Source organism: Curtobacterium sp. 314Chir4.1 (assembly GCF_900215175.1).
Taxonomy (GTDB): Bacteria; Actinomycetota; Actinomycetes; order Actinomycetales; family Microbacteriaceae; genus Curtobacterium; species Curtobacterium pusillum_A.
The window spans coordinates 1,036,728-1,053,206 of record NZ_OCMI01000001.1 but is presented as its reverse complement, the minus strand read 5'-3'; the positions used below and the strand labels follow the sequence as shown (position 1 = coordinate 1,053,206).

Genomic DNA, 16,479 nt, shown 5'->3' with positions numbered 1-16,479 from the left:
TGAGTACGACGGTCGGTTAACACCAGAGAGGCATTCAGTGTCACGCGTTGAAGACGCGCCCGAGCTTGGCGCACGTCCGGGGTACATCCGGGACTACATCTCGGGCATCGAAGTCAAGGACGGTCCTGAAGAACGGGAAGCGACCCAGGTCTTTTCAGAAATCCTGGTCAAAGACTATGGATACCCGCGCGAGCATATTCAAACTAGGCCGCAGTACCGGGTCAAGGCTCGGCCGAGCGACACGCGACGGGAATTCCCCGTAGACATAGCTGTTTTTGCCAACGAGAAAAAAGAAGACGCGGCCGCGTACATCATTGTCGAGTGTAAGAAAAAAAATCAACGCGACGGTCGAGGACAGCTTGAAGACTACCTGAGGTTTTCTCGAGCAGAACTGGGAGTCTGGTTCAATGGATCGGATTCCCCAGTTTTTCTCCGCAAACGGGAGCAGGCTGGAAAAGTAGTATTTGAAGACATTCCAAGCCTACCGCGGTATGGCCAACGGGTAGATGATGTCGGACGATTCAAACGATCCGACCTTCGCGTTCCTACTAATCTCAAGAGTGTTTTTCGATCGATTCGAAACTATTTGGCCGGAAATGCTGTCGGGATTACTCGAGATGAGGTTTTCGCGCAGCAGATCATCAACCTCATTTTCTGCAAGATTTACGACGAGCGATTCACCAAGCCCGACGACGAAGTGACCTTCCGAGCCGGCGTTGGCGAATCCGACGCGGTTGTGGTCGGACGTATTGTCGGCCTGTTTGAACAAGTCAAGAAGCGGTATGCGGATGTAATCGATGCTGGTGACGTGATCCAACTCGATCCGCGTTCCGTTACCTACATCGTTGGACAACTGCATCAGTACTCGCTAACGGCTGCGGAGCGCGATGCAGTTGGAGAGGCGTTCGAGACTTTCATTGGGCCATCCTTGAAGGGGCCACAAGGGCAATTCTTCACGCCCCGGAATGTCGTACAGATGGTCATCGACATGATCGACCCGCAGCCCGGCGAAAAAATCATTGATCCTGCGTGTGGTTCCGGTGGTTTCCTGATCTCGTCACTCCGACACCTCTGGGCTCGGGTCGAGGCCGAAGGCGCGGCGCTTGGCTGGCCAGAACATGAAATCGAGGCAGAAAAGCAGAAAGTTGCAATCGAAGGCGTACGTGGCATCGACAAAGACTACTTCCTTTCGAAGGTAGCGAAAGCATATATGGCCATCCTGGGCGATGGACGCGGTGGAGTTTTCTGCGAAAACTCCCTCGAACAGCCTCGCCAATGGTCCCCAAAGGCTCGTGAATCCGTGCAGCTCGGAACGTTCGATGTGGTAATCACGAATCCTCCGTATGGGAAGAAGCTCGCCATCGATAGCGAGGAGCTTCTGGGTCAATTCGATCTTGGCCACTCGTGGAAGCTGGTCGAGGATGAATACGAGCGTGGCAAAGCGCTGGAGAAGCAGACCCCGCAGCTACTCTTCATCGAGCGTGCGCTCGACCTTCTGAAAGACGGCGGCAGGATGGGGATTGTGCTGCTCGAGAGCACGTTCGGCATGCCAAAGTACAAGTACGTCGTCGACTGGATGACCCGCCGCGCGGAAATCCAGGCGATCGTTTCTCTGCCCGAAGATCTTTTCCAACCATTCACGCACGCGAAAACTTGCGTCGTCATTCTGCGCAAGACATCCGACCCAAAGCCCCACGATATCTTTATGGCGGACGTCAAGTGGTGCGGCCACGACAGTCGAGGGAACCCTACTTACCGCCTGAATGAAGACGGCGTCCAGGAGCTCTTGGATGACATCCCAGCGATCGCCCCTCTTTACCTCGCGGGGGCGCCAGTTGAGAAGTGAATTCCAGGCAGGGTGGGTGGCGTCCTCATTGATCAGAGAGGATGTCTATATCCCGAAGTTTTACCATGCCGTGACGCAGGGCGAGCTTGATGAGGGCTTTGCTCAATTTGAGCTGCTAAAAATTGCTACCCTCGTCGACCTGGGAGAGATTGAGGTGAGCACTGGTCACGAAATTGGCAAGGCCTCCTACGGTACTGGTGACATCCCATTCGTTCGGACGAGTGATATCGCGAATTTCGAACTGAAAACTATTCCGAAGCAGGGCGTGTCCCAGCGCATTTACGACGACTTCGCGGCAAAACAGGACGTGCGCTCGGGGGACATCCTCTTCGTTAGAGATGGAACATATCTGATCGGTCGATCGTGCTTTGTCACGGATGCCGATTCGAAGATGCTCTACCAATCTCACGTGATGAAAATTCGGGTATCTCCGTCTTCTCGGTTGAGTTCAGAGTTGCTGTTCCTGCTGCTGAATTCTCCGATGGTACAGAGGCAGATCAGGGCGTTTCAGTTCACAGCTGACATCATCGACACGATCGGTCGACGTTTTTTCGACATTCAGTTGCCTGTACCGCGAGAGGGCGCTTGGAGGACAAAGCTCACACGGTCGACCGCAGAGCTGCTCAATACTCGCAGCTCGCACCGAGTCCTCATCCAACACTTCCCCGACCTCATTGAGCGCGCTCTGTCGGCAGGTTCGGCGAAGGTTCTGCACGATTACATTGCACTCTCGCCGTCGGAGCAAGTGGAGGCTCTTTCTGGGCGAACGATCACGTCTGAGTTTGGAGACACCACTGCCACGTGGCGTTCATCGACATCCGTCGAGGACGGTGTTCTGCTGCCGAAGTTTTACGATGAGGATCTCAACCAGGAGCTGGAGTCCCTAGCGGATACATGTGATCTCCGGACCTTGGGTGATCTTATTGAGAGTGACGAGTTGACAGTGAGGAGTGGGTGTGAGCCAGGAAAGCTGGCTTATGGTTCGGGCGAGGTGCCCTTCATTCGCACCAGTGACTTTTCGAATTGGGAGCTTGCGGGTGAGGCCAAACAAGGAGTTTCGGAAGCTGTCTACGACTCCTTCGCAGACCGTCAGTACGTTGCAGGAGATGTGTTGTTGGTGCGTGATGGGACCTACCTAGTGGGGTCGTCGTGTATCGTCACGGATTTTGATAAGCCTGGTCTGTACAGTGGGGGCGTGGTGCGACTTCGGGCCACGGAAGCGTTCGGGTCGCCGTTCCTTCTCCTCGCACTCCTAAACTCGCATGTGGTGAAGCGGCAGATGCGGGCCCGCCAGTTCACTCGAGACGTGATTGACACTCTCGGGCAGCGTTATCTATCGGTGAAGCTGCCGGTTCCGAAGGATGAGGACCTTCGTGCCGAGCTGGGTGCCTTGGCCATGGAAACGGTGCTCCGACGCGTCAAGGCTCGGGACATGATCAGGCAACTCTCAAACGAGCTCTGGATCTAGACGGTTCCGCAGGTGCTGCGCTTGGTGAAGCAAGGGTGCTTAGTGGAAATGTGGCGTCTGGCGCGCTATGTCGGGCGAAGCAGGCGCTTGTACGTTCCGTAAGCAGAGAAGGTCGATTCGCCGCGGTCGACCCGACGTTTTCTGCTCATTCGATGTGCGGTGGCGGTGTTGTCGACGGCGTGGTTGCGCGAGCCTCTGAGTGCGAGGCTGTCGACACGGACCACTGGGCTTTCGGGGTGCGTCGGAGCTGCATCGGGGTCAGGACTCCGGCCGTGATGAGCACGACCGAGCAGATCAGTCGACGCTAGGGACTCCCGAATCACTCGGCGTCGAGCTATGAGATGTGCGGACTGGCGATCCCGACGTACAGCACGAGTAGATCGTCATCTCTTGGGTGTGGTCTAAAGCCCTCCGCTGCGAGCTCCGGGCGGTCGATGTGGTCGAGCGGGACGCCGGAACGGACGGCTCGGGTGACGTGGCGCTGGACCTCCCGCGGGAGTCCTCGGAGCGGCGCGGACACCCACGACGAAAGCTGCACGGTCGTGAACATGATCGAGAATGCGGCGGTCGGGCCACCGAACGCCGCAGCGAACCCGATCACCCCGAGGATGAAGACCGCCGGTTGCTGCCCCGTCCCCGTGAACCAGCCCGCGGCCCCACCCACGACCGCGCCGATCACGGCCAGCAGCGTGGTGCGGCGACGGGCACGTCGGACGGTGACGTCGTGTTCCCCCATGCGTCCACGCTACCCCGGGCCGGATCAGCACCCTGGTGTGGCACCCTGGACCTGACGACAGGGGAGGGCTCGTGGGGGACGACGATTCGTCGAGGCCGGAGGGGATCGGCCGAGGACTGCTCGTGGTGCTCGCCGTGGTTGCCCCGATCGCGACGGTGTTCGCACTCGGCCTCCAGGTCATCACGCTGATCTCGGTCAGCTGGCGCACGTTCAACCACGGCAGCGGTGAGTACCTGGGGTCGCAGATCGCTGCGCTGGTCATCGGTCTCGGTGTCCCGCTCGTTCTCCTCGCCATCGGGATCGTCGCAGTGCGTCGCCGCCGCGACGGTCGACCGGCGGTGGTCCTCACGGTCGTTGCCGCGTTGTGCGTCGGTGTCGCGGGGGTCTGCATCGTCGTCCCTTCGGTGGGTGTCATCCGACAGGCTCCCGCCGACGACCGGGCGTACCGGGCGACGGTCGCGCAGGACGAGCTCGACGAACTGGACCCCGCGGACCCGGCCGACGCACACCAGGCCGCGGAACGCATGGACCCCGAGATCGACGAGGCGCTCGGTGTGCTGCACCTCCGTCGTGAAGCCGTCGACACCCGACGTGACTTCACCGCGGGGAAGACCGAGGGCGGCAACGCCTGCACGACCTACACTGCGACGATCGCGCTGCCCGACTCCCTGGACCGCGACGCAGCCGTCGAGGCGCTGTCGGACCACTTCGACGATCGGGACGAGGCGAGCCGCGGCGCCGACCACGCCTACACCTACCAGGGCGACGGTGACCCCTCGCTCCGCCCGGCGAACACCCTGTCGAAGATCGAGTACCGGGCGAAGTCGAATGAGCTCGTCGTGGAGAGCGACTGCATCATCCCGCGAGCAGCGCGGAACTGATCAGCGCCGCCGGTACCGCGTCGCCGGCTTTCCTGGCCCCTCGGCCCGCTTCGCCTCGGTCGCTGTCAGCATCGGCAGCATCGCCCGCCGGAACGAGTCCGGCAGCAGGGCCTCACCACGGACGGCCTCGTGCACGCGCCGCAGCTCCGTCATCGTGAACGGCTCGTCCAGCAGCCCGTGCGGGTCCGGCGCCACGGAGTACGCGGCCCGCAGTCGGGCGACCGCGAACGCGACGATGTCGTCGTGCCCGTGCACCATGCCCCGGGTCTCGGCAACCGGCACGATCCGCGCGCGATCCTCTTCGAGCACCAGCGCCGCCGCAGGCACCACGTCGACGTGCGCCACCGACAGCACCCACCCCCGGTCGTCCCGCGAGGGGTCGTCGAACACGTGCAACTGCTCCGGTGCGAGCCCCGTCACGCCCGCCTTCGTCGAGAGTGACCGCAGGACGGCCGAAGCCAGCCGCTCACCCTCGTGCACGAACGTCCCGGGCAGCCGCCAGTCCCCGTCGACCACGTCGAGCACCTGCACCACGGACAGCGGTCCGCCCGCAGGAACGGTGAGGACCGCGGTGTCCACGGCCACCGACGGGCGTGGGTAGTCCGTCAGGCGCTTGCCGTCGGCGTCGCGGTACTCATTCGTCATGAGCACGAGTTTACGCACACTTGCGCAAACCGGCAGAAGCGTGCAGACTCGGGTTTACGCAATTCCGCGTAAACCCGCATCGGAGGCGCACATGACCACGCAGACCACCGTCCAGGTCGACCGGGCCGTCGGTGCCGTCCTCGGCTCCGCCGCCGGCGACGCCCTCGGGGCCGGCTACGAGTTCCGCCCTGCCGTCCCCGCACCCACCCCGATCTGGATGGCCGGCGGTGGCTCGTTCGGCTGGGCACCGGGGGAGTGGACGGACGACACGAGCATGGCCGTCCCGATCCTTCGCACGGTCGCGCGCGGCGGCGACCCGGCTTCCGAAGAGGCGCTCGACGGCCTCGTGGCCGCCTGGGCAGCGTGGTCGGTCAACGCGCCCGACGTCGGCATCCAGACGCGCAACGTCCTCACCGGCCTGGAGGCACGGACCGCCTCCCACGCGCGCGCTGCGGCCCGCCAGGAACACGAGTTCAAGGGCCGCTCCGCCGGCAACGGGTCGCTGATGCGGACCGCGCCGCTGGTCCTCGCCTACCTGCGCGGGGACCTCGGGGAAGAGGAGCGGCTCGCCTCGGCGGCGCGTGCGATCAGCGACCTGACGCACTTCGAGGCGGACGCCGGGGACGCGTGCGTGCTCTGGTGCGTGGCGATCCGGCACGCGGTACTGGCGGGGGAGCTCGACGTTCTCCGCGGCCTCGACCTGCTCGACCTCGACCGGCGCCGGCTGTGGGTGGACCGGCTCGTCACGGCGGAGCACTCCGAGCCGGTGGACTTCACGGAGTCGAACGGGTGGGTCGTCTCCGCGATGCAGGCGGCCTACGCCGCGGTCAAGCACAGCACCTCGCTCGAGGACGCCCTCGTCCGTGCCGTCCGCACCGGCAACGACACCGACACGGTCGCAGCGATCGCCGGAGGCCTGGCCGGGGCGCTCTACGGGGCATCGACGCTGCCGGCGGAATGGCGCGAGCTGCTGCACGGCTGGCCGAACCTCCGCGCGGACGACCTCGTCGCGCTGAGCGAGCAGGCGCTGACCGCGTGACCCGACGCCGGCGTCGGAGGCTGCCACTGGGGGGAGCCTCCGCCGCCGGCGACGTGAGCGGCGTTGCGGAGCCGAGCCGCGCCTCCCGGGCCCGTAGCCCTGACAGCGCACAACCAAACTCGCCTTGAACCACGCGATCCCGCGGTTCGGGGCGACTTTGGTTGTGCGCGGGGCGGGACCGCCGGGGTCAGGCCGTGGTGCGCTGCCGGAAGACGCCCGCCCGGACGAGCCACACGTAGAGCAGGCAGCCGATGCAGACGTCGAAGACGGCGTTGAGGAAGGCGGCGACCAGCGCGATCGCGGCACCGACGGGTGCGGCGTACGGGACGCCGACCAGGGCGAGGACGAGTGCCAGCGCCGTGATGACCAGCCCGACCTGCTGGGCGAAGGTCGGGGGTTCGGGGGCCTCGAGTTCGGCGGGTGGGGCGAGCCGCGGGCGGACGAACCGGCGGAAGAGCGCGCCGTAGGGGTGGCGACGGATGCCGGCGATGCCGCCGACGGCGAAGAGGACCACGATGACGGCGAGCAGGACGATGCCGACCGCCCAGGTCACAGGGATCAGGGTGAGGACGATCGTCGCAGCGAGCAGGACTGTCGTTATGGCCGCATCGAAGCGCGGGGAGCGCGGATCGATGCCGTTCGCTGGGGTGGTGGGCGTGGTCATCGGGACTCCTCTGTGCCTGGGGTCAGGACGGTGTCGAGGGCTGCGGAGAGTTCGGCGGGACGGGGAGGTCCTCCGAAGCGGGAGCGGACGGCGCGGTCACCGTCGAGGAGCAGGACCGTGGGGGTCTGCATCACGTCGAAGCGTCGGGCGAGCTCGGGGCGATCGGCGAGATCGATCTCGATGCGCGTCACACCGGGGGTGGCGTCGGCCACGGCGTCGAGCTGACGGCGGGTGGCCGGGCAGCGCGCGCACGTCGGCGTGGAGAACTGCACGAGAGTGGCGGCCGTGCCGAAGGCGTCGGCGGGGGCGAGGTCCGTGGTGGGGTGTGCCTGCGCGGTGCCCGCGCGTCCGTTCGTCGGGCGTGCGCGTCCCGTTCTCGCGCGGAGGACCACGCCGAGGACCGTGGCGAGTGCGAGGACTCCCACGAGGACGGCGACGGCCGCGATGACGGTCATGCCGTGACGGTACGTCGTCCGGGCGTCCAGGTCACCGAGATGACCGACTGTGACGGCTCAGCGGCGACGTCGGACGATCGCCGCGATCGGGGTCTGCAGCAGCAGGAGCAGCACCCAGAACAGCCCGATCGACGGGAAGATCATCGCGAGCACGAGGGCCAGGGCGAGCAGGCCGGCAGCGGTCGGGCCCTTCCAGGTGTCGCCGAGTGGTGAGGACAGCAGCTCCGGGGCGCGGCGGAGTTCCCACTCGATGGCGGTCAGCGTCAGGCTCGTGACGACCATGCTCCCGAGGTACAGCCCGTGCGACACCCGGTCCCCGCTCGCGCTCGTGTTGAGCAGGTTCGCGGCGAACGGCAGGAACACGATGCTGAGCAGCCACAGGAAGTTCAGACGCACGATCCGCTGCGTGTAGGAGCGGACGTGCTCGAACACCTGGTGGTGCAACATCCAGAAGCGGGAGATCACCCAGAATGTGATGACGAACTCCAGGATGGCGGGCCAGTGGTCGCTCACCAGCTCGCCCGCGCTCTCACCGTCGGAGAGCTCCCCGGCGATGTCGACCAGCGGGAGGATGAGGAGCGTGATCGCGATCGCCACGGTCGCGTCGGAGAAGTTCACGAGGCGGTCGAGGCCACGCTCGGTTCGTGCCTGCTCGGTCTGCTCGCTCATGTTGGCGAGTGTATTGAGGGCCCGAGCGGCGGCCATAGCATCGGGAGCGTGAACGACGTGACGCCCGGCCGGTACCGCCACTTCAAGGGGAACGACTACGAAGTGCTCCTCGTCGCACGGGACGTCGGGACCGAGGAGCCGGTCGTCGTCTACCAGGCGCTGTACGGCGAACGCGGACACTGGGTGCGCACGGTCGCCGACTTCACGGCGCACGTCTCCCGCGACGGCTACGACGGGCCGCGCTTCGTGCCTGTCGGCGGCCGCCCCTAGGCTCGCAGGGCACCGGACGAGACGGGGGAGCGCATGCAGATCGGCACCGACGGGCACGTCCTGCTCAGCCCGAGCGACCTGTCCACGTGGGCCTCGTGCGAATGGGCGTTCCTCCGGCGCATGGACGCCAAGCTCGGCCGCGGCGAACCCCTCCCCGAGACGCACGACGACATGCTCGAGCGCACCGCCCGGCTGGGGGACCAGCACGAGCTCGACTACCTCGCGATCCTCAAGGAGACGCGGGACGTGGTCGAGTTCGAGCGCCCGCAACCATCTGACTACGGATCAGAAGCGAAGAAGGCGCTGAACGCCATGCGCAACGGCGCCGACGTCCTGTACCAGCCGACCTTCCACGCACCTCCGACCGCGGACGACGCGGGCTTCATCGGCTTCGCGGACTTCATCATCCGCAACGACCGCGGCGAGTACGAGGTCTACGACACCAAGCTCGCCCGGCACGCCAAGATCAGCGCCCTCCTGCAGCTCGCCGCCTACGCCGAGCAGATGCAGACGCACGGCATCCCCACCGGCGAACAGGTCCACCTCGTGCTCGGCGACCGGACCACCACGACGCACGAGCTGGCCGACATCGCCCCGGTGTACCGGACGCAGCGCGCAGAGCTCAAGCGCGTGATCACCGAGCGGCTCGCGGCGGACGAACCGCTCCAGTGGGGCGATCCCCGGTACTCGAGCTGCGGTCGGTGCGACGTGTGCAGCACGCAGGTCGAGCAGCACCGCGACCTGGTCCTCGTCGCGGGCATGCGCCTCGACCAGCGGACGAAGCTGATCCGGCAGGGAGTGCGGACGATCGACGACCTGGCGGACCGGACCACGGCAGTGCAAGGCATGTCGAACACGACGCGAGAGCGGCTGGTACGGCAGGCGCGCCTCCAGGTCGACGGCCAGCACGCCGGCGGACGCAAGCCGCTGTTCGAGGTCCTGGACCCGCGGGCGCTCGACGCGATCCCCGCGCCGGACCCTGGAGACGTGTTCTTCGACTTCGAGGGCGACCCGCTGTACACCGAGGACGGCGTGCACTGGGGCATCGACTACCTGTTCGGGCTGGTGGACGACCAGGCCGAGTTCACGGCCTTCTGGGCGCACACGCTGCGCGACGAGCGACAGGCGCTCGTCGACTTCCTCGCCTGGGTGCAGCAGCGACGCGAGCAGTACCCCGGCATGCACATCTACCACTACGCCGCGTACGAGCGGACGCACCTGCTGTCCCTCGCCGCCCGGCACGGCGTCGGCGAAGAGGCGGTCGACGACCTCTTGCGCGCGGGCGTCCTCGTCGACCTGTACCCGGTGGTGCGGAAGGCGCTCGTGGTCGGCAGCCGCAGCTACTCGATCAAGAAGCTCGAGCCGCTGTACATGGGCGAGGACCTCCGGCTCAGCGACGTCACGAACGCCGCGGACAGCATCACCGCCTACGTCGACGCGATCACCGAGATTCGCACGGGTGACGCGACCCGCGGGCAGCACATGCTCGACGAGGTCGCCGACTACAACGCCTACGACTGCCGCTCGACGCTCCGGCTGCGAGACTGGCTCCTGTCCCTGCGCGCCGATTCGCCGGCCGACCCACGGGAGGAAGACGAACTCCTCCCGCCGATCCCGGTCGACCGCGAGCCGAACCCGGTGTACCTCGCGCTCGCCGCCGAACTCGAGGACGTCGACGCCCTCGACCGCACCCCTGACCAGACCGCACTGGCACTCGCCGCGGCCGCGATCGACTACCACCGTCGCGAGGCGAAGACGTTCTGGCAGGACCACTTCGACCGTCTCCGGAACCCCGTGGACGAGTGGGCGGACACCCGCGACGTCCTCGTCGTCGAGCGCGCGTCCGTCGAGCGCGACTGGGACACGCTGCCGCGTGCCCGGTCGCAGTCGCGTGAGATCCGGCTGTCGGGGACGCTCGCGCCCGGTTCGCGGCTCCGGCCTGGAGGCACGCCCCACCTCGTGTACGACGACCCGCTCCCGCCATCGGTCGTCTCTCCGGGCCCTGGGTCGAAGGGCGCGTCGTCCCGCGCGGTCGTCGTGGACGTCAGCGACGACGGCGATGCCGTCGAGGTCCTGGTGAAGGAGAACCTGCCGGTCGGCGGATCGCCGCACGGAGACCTCCCGGTCGCCATCGCACCGGCAGCGCCGCCCCGCGCGAAGCCCCAGCCCGATGCGATCGCCGAGTGGGGCCAAACGGTGCTCGACACGCTGCCGTCGATGTTGCCCGACCCGGCGTTCGACCTGCTCCGCCGCATTCCGCCACGCGGGCCGATCACACCCGTGCAGGGCGACGACACCGTTTCCGCCGTGGTCGCGACGCTGCTCGGGCTCGACCGGTCCTACCTGGCGATCCAGGGCCCTCCCGGCACCGGCAAGACCTACGTCGGGTCGAACGTCGTCGCGCGGCTCGTCCGCGAGTTCGGCTGGCGCGTCGGCGTCGTCGGGCAGTCGCACGCCACCTCAGAGAACTTCCTCGCCTCGGTGGTACGGGCGGGCGTGCCGGAGGACCGCGTCGTGAAGGTGCCGCGCACCGGTGCCGACCCGGAGGACGTCGAGGCCGCCGCGTGGACACCCGTGAAGAACGGCGCCGCGATCGCCGCGTTCCTGTCGTCGTGCGAGGCCTCGGGCACCGGCGGTGTCGTGGGCGGCACCGCGTGGACCTTCGCGAACGAGGCCACGATCGCCCGTGGTTCCCTCGACCTGCTCGTCGTCGACGAGGCCGGTCAGTTCTCGCTCGCGCCGACGATCGCCTCCTCGGTCGCCGCGACCCGCCTGCTCCTGCTCGGCGATCCGCAGCAGCTGCCCCAGGTGTCGCAGGGGTCGCACCCCGAACCCGTCGACCAGTCGGCGCTCGGCTGGCTGACCGACGGGGCGCACGTGTTGCCGTCCGAGTTCGGCTACTTCCTCGCCCGCACCCGGCGCATGGAGCCGGCACTGACAGCCTCGGTCTCGGCCCTGTCCTACGACGGGCAGCTCGCCTCGATGGTCTCCGGCCGGCACCTCGACGACATCGACGCGGGCGTGCACCCCGTGCCGGTCGTGCACGCCGGGAACACGACGTCGTCGGTGGAGGAAGCCGCTCGCGTCGTGGCACTCGCACAGGACGTGGTCGGACGGCGATGGGTGGACGGTGACGTCGCCCGGACCCTGACCGACGAGGACGTCATCGTCGTCGCGCCCTACAACGCCCAGGGCGCCGTGATCCGTGACGCCCTGGACCGTGCAGGGCTCCGGGGCACCCAGGTCGGCACCGTCGACATGTTCCAGGGGCGCGAGGCCGTCGTGTCGATCGTGTCGCTGGCGGCGTCGAGCGCTGCCGACATCCCCCGCGGGCTCGACTTCCTGCTCATGCCGAACCGCCTGAACGTTGCGCTGTCCCGGGCGAAGTGGGCGGCGTACCTGGTCTACTCACCCGCGCTCACCACGGGGCTGCCCCCGTCGATCGCCGGGCTGTCCCTGCTCTCCCGCTTCATCGAGCTCGTCGAGCCGCGGCCCTGAGCCGGTCGTCCCCGGGGCGAGCCCGTTCTCGTTCCGGCGATTGACCGTTCCGGTTCACGAACCCCGGCGATCGTGAACCAGAACGGTCGAACCCGGAACAGAACTGCCCCGTCCGCCGCGCTGCGCCGAACCGTGACGCCTGAACGAGGGCTCGTCCGACACCTGTCGCCGTGGGACGGTGGACGCATGGGGGAAGCACGAGGAAGCGCGCCGCTCACGCTGCGCGCTCGGAAGCCCGGCTACGCGGTCATGCAGGAGTGCCTGTCCATCCAGTCCGGCGCTCCGGCTCGAACGAGGTGGCAACGGTTCTGGGGTCACGACCCGCTCCACCCGGACGCACGGTCGTGGTTCAAGGGCGCGATCGGAGAGCGGGAGGTCGCGACGGCCCTCGAGTCGCTCGGTCCGGACTTCACCGTGCTCCACGCCGTCCCTGTCGGCAAGCACGAGACCGACATCGACCACCTGGTCATCGGGCCAACCGGGGTGTTCTCGATCAACACGAAGAACCACTCGGGGCAGGACGTCTGGGTCGGCGGGCGGACGCTCATGGTGAGCGGGCAGCGGACCCGGCACATGCACAGCGCCCTCACGGAGGGCGAGCGAGCAACCCGGCTGCTCTCGACGGCGGCCGGAGGCCCGATCCTGGTGCAGCCGATCCTCGTCGTGGCCGCGGCGAAGCTCAGGTTCGGTGACAAGGTGCCGGCGGTCGTCACGCTGCGGCCACAGGAGATCGGGCAGTGGATCACGGGGCTGCCGCGCGCGCACTCCGACGAGGCCGTTCGCTTCCTCACGATGCTCGCCGAGGAACGCGGCACCTGGCACGTCGATGCTGTCGTCATCAACGACACCCTCCGCCACGTCCAGCGGTTCGAGCGGCTCGAGCGGGACCGGCAGCGGGCCGAAGCGCGGCGGGCCCTGCTCCGGAAGGCGCGGGTGGTGGCGGTGCTCGCCGTCCCCGCAGGCGCTCTGCTCGGCTACTGGTGGGCAGCCGCGATCACCGCACTCGGTGCCTGACTCAGCGGATCAGCTCGACGAGATCGTCGCCGTCGTGGCTGCGGTGGTCGCCGCGACGCTGGCCATGATCGCGGCCGTCTGGATGTCCTCGAGAACGGCCTTCACCGCAGGGGTCGCCCAGCTGCCCGAAGTGATCTCCTTCACGAGCCCACGGTCGACCTTGCCGAACTGCTTGCGCAGGGTGCTCGTCGCGTCGAGCAGCCCGATGACCGCTGCCGAGAACGGCGTGGGGGCCGACCGCTGCGCGAGGACGTCGGCGATCGCGGACCGCAGCAGGGTCTCCGGCCCGCCGTCGCGCTCCGGGTACTTCGTCGTGGGGAAGATGCCGAGCGCCTTCCCCTGTTCGAGCGTGATCACGCCGCGCGCGATCAGGCCCGCGAAGACGTCGTCGCGCAGTGGCCGCTTGGCGAGGCGGGTGATCCACCACTTCGCCTTGCGGGGTTTGTCGGCCGCCGCGATGGTGCCGGCGACACCGTCGAGCACCGGGTCGCCGGTCGCGGCGCCGTTCACGACGGTGACGAGCCCGTCCTGCAGCGAGACGACCCCGCGGAGGGCGAGGTCGGCGAGGACGGCGCCGGCGAGCCCGGCGTCGAGGGTCTGGACGTCCGTGGACTTCCGCCCGTCGGACTCGACCTGGAGCAGCGCGAACGCCTGCGGGACCGTGAGTTGCTCAGCCATGTCCGCAGCCTGCCATTCGAGGCGGAGGTGCGCCGTGCCTCCAGGCCGATGCCCAGCGCACACCGAGGTCGGCGCGCGCCGGGCTGCGTGGGTCAGTACGCGGCGGACTGCCCGCCGTCGATCGGGACGACCGTCGCGTTGACGTAGGACGCGTCGTCGGAGAGCAGGAAGGCGACGACGGCTGCGATCTCGGGAGCCTCGCCGTAGCGCTTGGCGGGGTTGACCTGGATGAACTCCTCGGCGGCCTTGCGCGGGTTCTCCGGGTCGAGCTGCTTCATCGAGTTCTCGACCATGGGCGTCCAGATGGCTCCCGGTGCGATGGCGTTGATGCGGATGCCGTACCGGCCGTACTCGACGGCGGAGTTGCGGGTCAGACCGACGACGCCGTGCTTGGCGGCGGCGTACCCGGACTGGTTGCCGATGCCGCGGATGCCGCCGACGCTGGCGGTGTTGACGACCATGCCGCTGCCCTGCGCGTGCATGACGGCGAGGACCTTCTCGAGGCCGAGGAACACGCCCCGGAGGTTGATCGACACCACCTTGTCGAACTCCGCTGCCGTGAAGGACTCGGTCGGGTTCTGCTTGCCCTCGATGCCGGCGTTGTTGAAGAAACCGTCGATCCGTCCGAAGCGCTCGGTGGTCGCCGTGACGTAGGCGTCGACCTGGGCCTCGTCGGAGACGTCGGCGACGGTGGTCAGCACCTGGGCGTCCGGGGCTGCGTCGAGCACGGCGGCCTTCGATGCCTCGAGGCCCTCGGCGGACACGTCGACGAGGGAGAGCGCGGCACCCTCCGTCGCCAGGCGCACGGCGGTGGCGCGGCCGAGGCCGGAACCGCCGCCGGTGATGAGGACGACGCGGTCGGTGAAACGGGAAGTGGTCATGGGAGGCCTCCTGGGGTCTTCGACGGTGAAGGTCGGTGCGTCCGCATCGGCCCGAACTAGGCTACACCTGTCGTCTAAAACCGGCTCGGGTGCGCGCTAGGCTGCCGTGCCGTGGGGAACAGGACGCTGCTGAGCAGGATCGTGTGGGACGGGACGCGGCGGCAGGCGGTGCTGCTCGTGATCGGCGCGGCCTTCGCGCTCGCCGCGGTCGGCGAGGTCGCGCTCCTCGTGCTGACGCCCGACCCGGACTGGGGGACCGGGATCACGAGCGTGCTCTGCGCGATGGCGATCGCCGGACTCGTCGTCGGGCTGCGGTGGAACCCGTTCGACTCCCTCGAGAGCCGCAACCGGGTCCGGGCCGCCGAACAGACCTCGCGGGAGGGCCGCCGCACCGCGCTCGACCTGCTCCTGCTCGACCTCGTGCTGGTCGTGCTGGCGTTCCCGCTCGGCGTCGTCGTGGTCGTGCGTGACGACGACCCCACCGGGTGGTTCCTCTCGTTGATGTTCGCCTTTCTGTCCGCGATCGGGCTGCTGCTCGCGTGGCTGGTCGACATGCTCGTCGTGCTGCCCGTCGTCACGCTGGTCGCGACGCTGATCGGCCGCAAGGGGCGCAACCGTGTCGCGGCGTCGCTCGCGGCGATGCTCCTGGCGATCGTGGGGTTCGCGATCGCCGTGACGTTCGCGGTGCCGAGCGAGTCCCACGGGTACGTCGGTCGCGGAGGTCGTCTGCTCGAAGCCGTCGGCGTCCTGCTGGGCGTGCCGTTCCGCGAGCCGGCGAGCCCGGCGCTCCTCTGGATCGCGCGGCTCGCCCTGGTGCTCGTCGTCGCGTCGATGGTGTGGTTCGCCCGGGAGGGTCGCGCGGCCCGACGGCGGTGATCAGCAGGCCTGCAGGATCCTCGCCATCGCATCGTGCTCTGCGGGCGCGACCCACAGCCGGTACTTCGTCTTCACCGCGACCTGGTGCTCGATGTACGTGCAGCGGAAGGACGTGGAGGCGGGCAGCCAGGTCGCGGCGTCACCGGAGCGCTTCTGGGCGTTCGAGTGCCCGTCGACGGCGAACAGGTTGTCGGGGTCGTTCGCGAGTGCCTCACGCTGTGACTGGGGGAGCAGCTGCGCGCCGGTGCGCCAGGCGTTCTCGAGCGCGACGACGTGGTCGATCTGCACGAGCGTGGACGTCCTGTTCCCGCGGACGAAGTCGATCGTCGCGCCGGTGTACGGCGAGACGAGCGTGCCCGTCAGCACCGTGCAGGGGCCTTGCCTGGTGATCGCGGTCAGGTCTCGGGCGAGCACGTCGTTGCGGGTGTCGCACCCGTTCCGGTCGACGTCGAGCCACGCCGTCCCGAAGTCCCCGACCCGGTCGTAGCCGGTCGCCGGCGCCTTGCCCTTGACGGGCAGGTCGGCGAGCTGCGCCCGCGCGGTCTCCGCGTCCTGCTGGTCGGTCGCGGTGCCGGTCACCGAGGCGGTCGGTTCCGACCCCGGCCTGGAGGCGCGGGCCGTCTCCGGCGCGGCGGGTTCCGTCGTGATGACGGGGGCGTCCGACCCCGCGGGTGCGCTGGTGAGGGCGGGTGCGGCTTCGGCATCCGGGGCGAGGAACCCCTCCGTGTGGAGCGCGTACGCCCCGACGGCGAGCCCGAGGACGACGAGGACGGACGTGAGACTGGTGCGGGTGCGGCGTCGGCGGGACGTCATGCTGCGGTGGTGCTCCTGGTGGTGCGCGTGGTGCGGGTGGTGCGAG

At 67.8% G+C, this 16,479-nt stretch carries 16 protein-coding genes; 8 read left to right on the top strand and 8 right to left on the bottom strand.

Features of this window, described 5'->3' with window-relative positions:
• Nucleotides 1-37: 37 nt before the first annotated feature.
• Together CRP27_RS04830 and CRP27_RS04825 are read left to right on the top strand one after the other, a co-directional pair.
• Entirely contained in the window at nucleotides 38-1,846 is a 1,809-nt protein-coding gene (locus CRP27_RS04830; RefSeq protein WP_176505463.1) for an N-6 DNA methylase, read from the top strand.
• The gene (locus CRP27_RS04825) at nucleotides 1,791-3,314 is read left to right on the top strand and encodes a hypothetical protein (RefSeq protein ID WP_141399692.1); all 1,524 of its coding nucleotides are present in this window, start codon (nucleotides 1,791-1,793) and stop codon (nucleotides 3,312-3,314) included. Before CRP27_RS04830 ends, CRP27_RS04825 begins: the two co-directional genes overlap by 56 nt.
• Nucleotides 3,315-3,648: 334 nt before the next feature.
• On the opposite strand, the gene CRP27_RS04820 is transcribed toward CRP27_RS04825, so the two are convergent.
• On the bottom strand, nucleotides 3,649-4,050 hold the full coding sequence (locus tag CRP27_RS04820; RefSeq protein ID WP_097179529.1) for a hypothetical protein: 402 nt from the start codon (nucleotides 4,048-4,050) through the stop codon (nucleotides 3,649-3,651).
• Between the two features lie 71 nt (nucleotides 4,051-4,121).
• On the opposite strand from CRP27_RS04820, the gene CRP27_RS04815 reads away from it, so the two are divergent.
• Nucleotides 4,122-4,931: a hypothetical protein gene (locus tag CRP27_RS04815; protein ID WP_097179528.1), complete on the top strand. Its 810-nt coding sequence runs from the start codon at nucleotides 4,122-4,124 to the stop codon at nucleotides 4,929-4,931.
• Here CRP27_RS04815 and CRP27_RS04810 read toward each other — a convergent pair whose 3' ends face one another.
• A complete protein-coding gene (locus CRP27_RS04810; protein WP_097179527.1) occupies nucleotides 4,932-5,576 on the bottom strand; it encodes an NUDIX hydrolase in 645 nt (214 codons plus the stop codon). It abuts the gene before it with no gap.
• A 91-nt stretch (nucleotides 5,577-5,667) separates the two neighbouring features.
• Between CRP27_RS04810 and CRP27_RS04805 the strand changes: the two genes are divergently transcribed.
• Nucleotides 5,668-6,615 carry an ADP-ribosylglycohydrolase family protein gene (locus CRP27_RS04805; RefSeq protein ID WP_097179526.1) on the top strand — a complete coding sequence of 316 codons (948 nt, stop codon included), beginning with the start codon at nucleotides 5,668-5,670 and terminating at the stop codon, nucleotides 6,613-6,615.
• Nucleotides 6,616-6,802: 187 nt separating this feature from the next.
• Here CRP27_RS04805 and CRP27_RS04800 read toward each other — a convergent pair whose 3' ends face one another.
• From CRP27_RS04800 to CRP27_RS04790, 3 genes are read right to left on the bottom strand one after another with little or no spacing between them, the layout of a single operon-like run.
• Nucleotides 6,803-7,279 carry a DUF4395 domain-containing protein gene (locus tag CRP27_RS04800; RefSeq protein ID WP_097179525.1) on the bottom strand — a complete coding sequence of 159 codons (477 nt, stop codon included), beginning with the start codon at nucleotides 7,277-7,279 and terminating at the stop codon, nucleotides 6,803-6,805.
• Nucleotides 7,276-7,734 (bottom strand): thioredoxin family protein, encoded by a 459-nt coding sequence (locus tag CRP27_RS04795; RefSeq protein ID WP_097179524.1) that lies wholly within the window; start codon nucleotides 7,732-7,734, stop codon nucleotides 7,276-7,278. The genes CRP27_RS04800 and CRP27_RS04795 overlap by 4 nt, the downstream gene beginning before the upstream one ends.
• Nucleotides 7,735-7,791: 57 nt before the next feature.
• Nucleotides 7,792-8,403 (bottom strand): TMEM175 family protein, encoded by a 612-nt coding sequence (locus CRP27_RS04790; RefSeq protein WP_097179661.1) that lies wholly within the window; start codon nucleotides 8,401-8,403, stop codon nucleotides 7,792-7,794.
• Between the two features lie 48 nt (nucleotides 8,404-8,451).
• Between CRP27_RS04790 and CRP27_RS04785 the strand changes: the two genes are divergently transcribed.
• From CRP27_RS04785 to CRP27_RS04775, 3 genes are all read left to right on the top strand, one after another.
• Entirely contained in the window at nucleotides 8,452-8,673 is a 222-nt protein-coding gene (locus tag CRP27_RS04785) for a DUF1653 domain-containing protein (RefSeq protein WP_255257433.1), read from the top strand.
• A gap of 33 nt (nucleotides 8,674-8,706) precedes the next feature.
• Complete coding sequence (locus CRP27_RS04780; RefSeq protein WP_097179523.1) at nucleotides 8,707-12,171, top strand: TM0106 family RecB-like putative nuclease; 3,465 nt, start codon at nucleotides 8,707-8,709, stop codon at nucleotides 12,169-12,171.
• 186 nt (nucleotides 12,172-12,357) lie between these two features.
• Nucleotides 12,358-13,185 (top strand): nuclease-related domain-containing protein, encoded by an 828-nt coding sequence (locus CRP27_RS04775; RefSeq protein ID WP_097179522.1) that lies wholly within the window; start codon nucleotides 12,358-12,360, stop codon nucleotides 13,183-13,185.
• Nucleotides 13,186-13,194: 9 nt separating this feature from the next.
• Here the strand turns inward: CRP27_RS04775 and CRP27_RS04770 are convergent, their stop codons facing one another.
• Together CRP27_RS04770 and CRP27_RS04765 are read right to left on the bottom strand one after the other, a co-directional pair.
• Nucleotides 13,195-13,863, bottom strand: coding sequence for a GPP34 family phosphoprotein (locus CRP27_RS04770; protein ID WP_097179521.1), 669 nt, complete (start codon nucleotides 13,861-13,863; stop codon nucleotides 13,195-13,197).
• Between the two features lie 92 nt (nucleotides 13,864-13,955).
• Nucleotides 13,956-14,744, bottom strand: coding sequence for an SDR family oxidoreductase (locus CRP27_RS04765; protein ID WP_079238754.1), 789 nt, complete (start codon nucleotides 14,742-14,744; stop codon nucleotides 13,956-13,958).
• A gap of 111 nt (nucleotides 14,745-14,855) precedes the next feature.
• Between CRP27_RS04765 and CRP27_RS04760 the strand changes: the two genes are divergently transcribed.
• A complete protein-coding gene (locus CRP27_RS04760; protein WP_141399691.1) occupies nucleotides 14,856-15,620 on the top strand; it encodes a hypothetical protein in 765 nt (254 codons plus the stop codon).
• On the opposite strand, the gene CRP27_RS04755 is transcribed toward CRP27_RS04760, so the two are convergent.
• Nucleotides 15,621-16,433, bottom strand: a complete 813-nt coding sequence (locus CRP27_RS04755; RefSeq protein WP_097179519.1) for an HNH endonuclease family protein — start codon at nucleotides 16,431-16,433, stop codon at nucleotides 15,621-15,623.
• Nucleotides 16,434-16,479 lie beyond the last annotated feature (46 nt).

What these genes read in the sequence shown, in the direction of transcription:
- CRP27_RS04825 (WP_141399692.1), top strand. Translation starts at nt 1,791, where the DNA reads ATGACATCCCAGCGATCGCCCCTCTTTACCTCGCGGGGGCGCCAGTTG.
- CRP27_RS04820 (WP_097179529.1), bottom strand. Translation starts at nt 4,050, where the DNA reads ATGGGGGAACACGACGTCACCGTCCGACGTGCCCGTCGCCGCACCACG.
- CRP27_RS04800 (WP_097179525.1), bottom strand. Translation starts at nt 7,279, where the DNA reads ATGACCACGCCCACCACCCCAGCGAACGGCATCGATCCGCGCTCCCCG.
- CRP27_RS04780 (WP_097179523.1), top strand. Translation starts at nt 8,707, where the DNA reads ATGCAGATCGGCACCGACGGGCACGTCCTGCTCAGCCCGAGCGACCTG.
- CRP27_RS04790 (WP_097179661.1), bottom strand. Translation starts at nt 8,403, where the DNA reads ATGAGCGAGCAGACCGAGCAGGCACGAACCGAGCGTGGCCTCGACCGC.
- CRP27_RS04770 (WP_097179521.1), bottom strand. Translation starts at nt 13,863, where the DNA reads ATGGCTGAGCAACTCACGGTCCCGCAGGCGTTCGCGCTGCTCCAGGTC.
- CRP27_RS04810 (WP_097179527.1), bottom strand. Translation starts at nt 5,576, where the DNA reads ATGACGAATGAGTACCGCGACGCCGACGGCAAGCGCCTGACGGACTAC.
- CRP27_RS04755 (WP_097179519.1), bottom strand. Translation starts at nt 16,433, where the DNA reads ATGACGTCCCGCCGACGCCGCACCCGCACCAGTCTCACGTCCGTCCTC.
- CRP27_RS04795 (WP_097179524.1), bottom strand. Translation starts at nt 7,734, where the DNA reads ATGACCGTCATCGCGGCCGTCGCCGTCCTCGTGGGAGTCCTCGCACTC.
- CRP27_RS04805 (WP_097179526.1), top strand. Translation starts at nt 5,668, where the DNA reads ATGACCACGCAGACCACCGTCCAGGTCGACCGGGCCGTCGGTGCCGTC.
- CRP27_RS04765 (WP_079238754.1), bottom strand. Translation starts at nt 14,744, where the DNA reads ATGACCACTTCCCGTTTCACCGACCGCGTCGTCCTCATCACCGGCGGC.
- CRP27_RS04775 (WP_097179522.1), top strand. Translation starts at nt 12,358, where the DNA reads ATGGGGGAAGCACGAGGAAGCGCGCCGCTCACGCTGCGCGCTCGGAAG.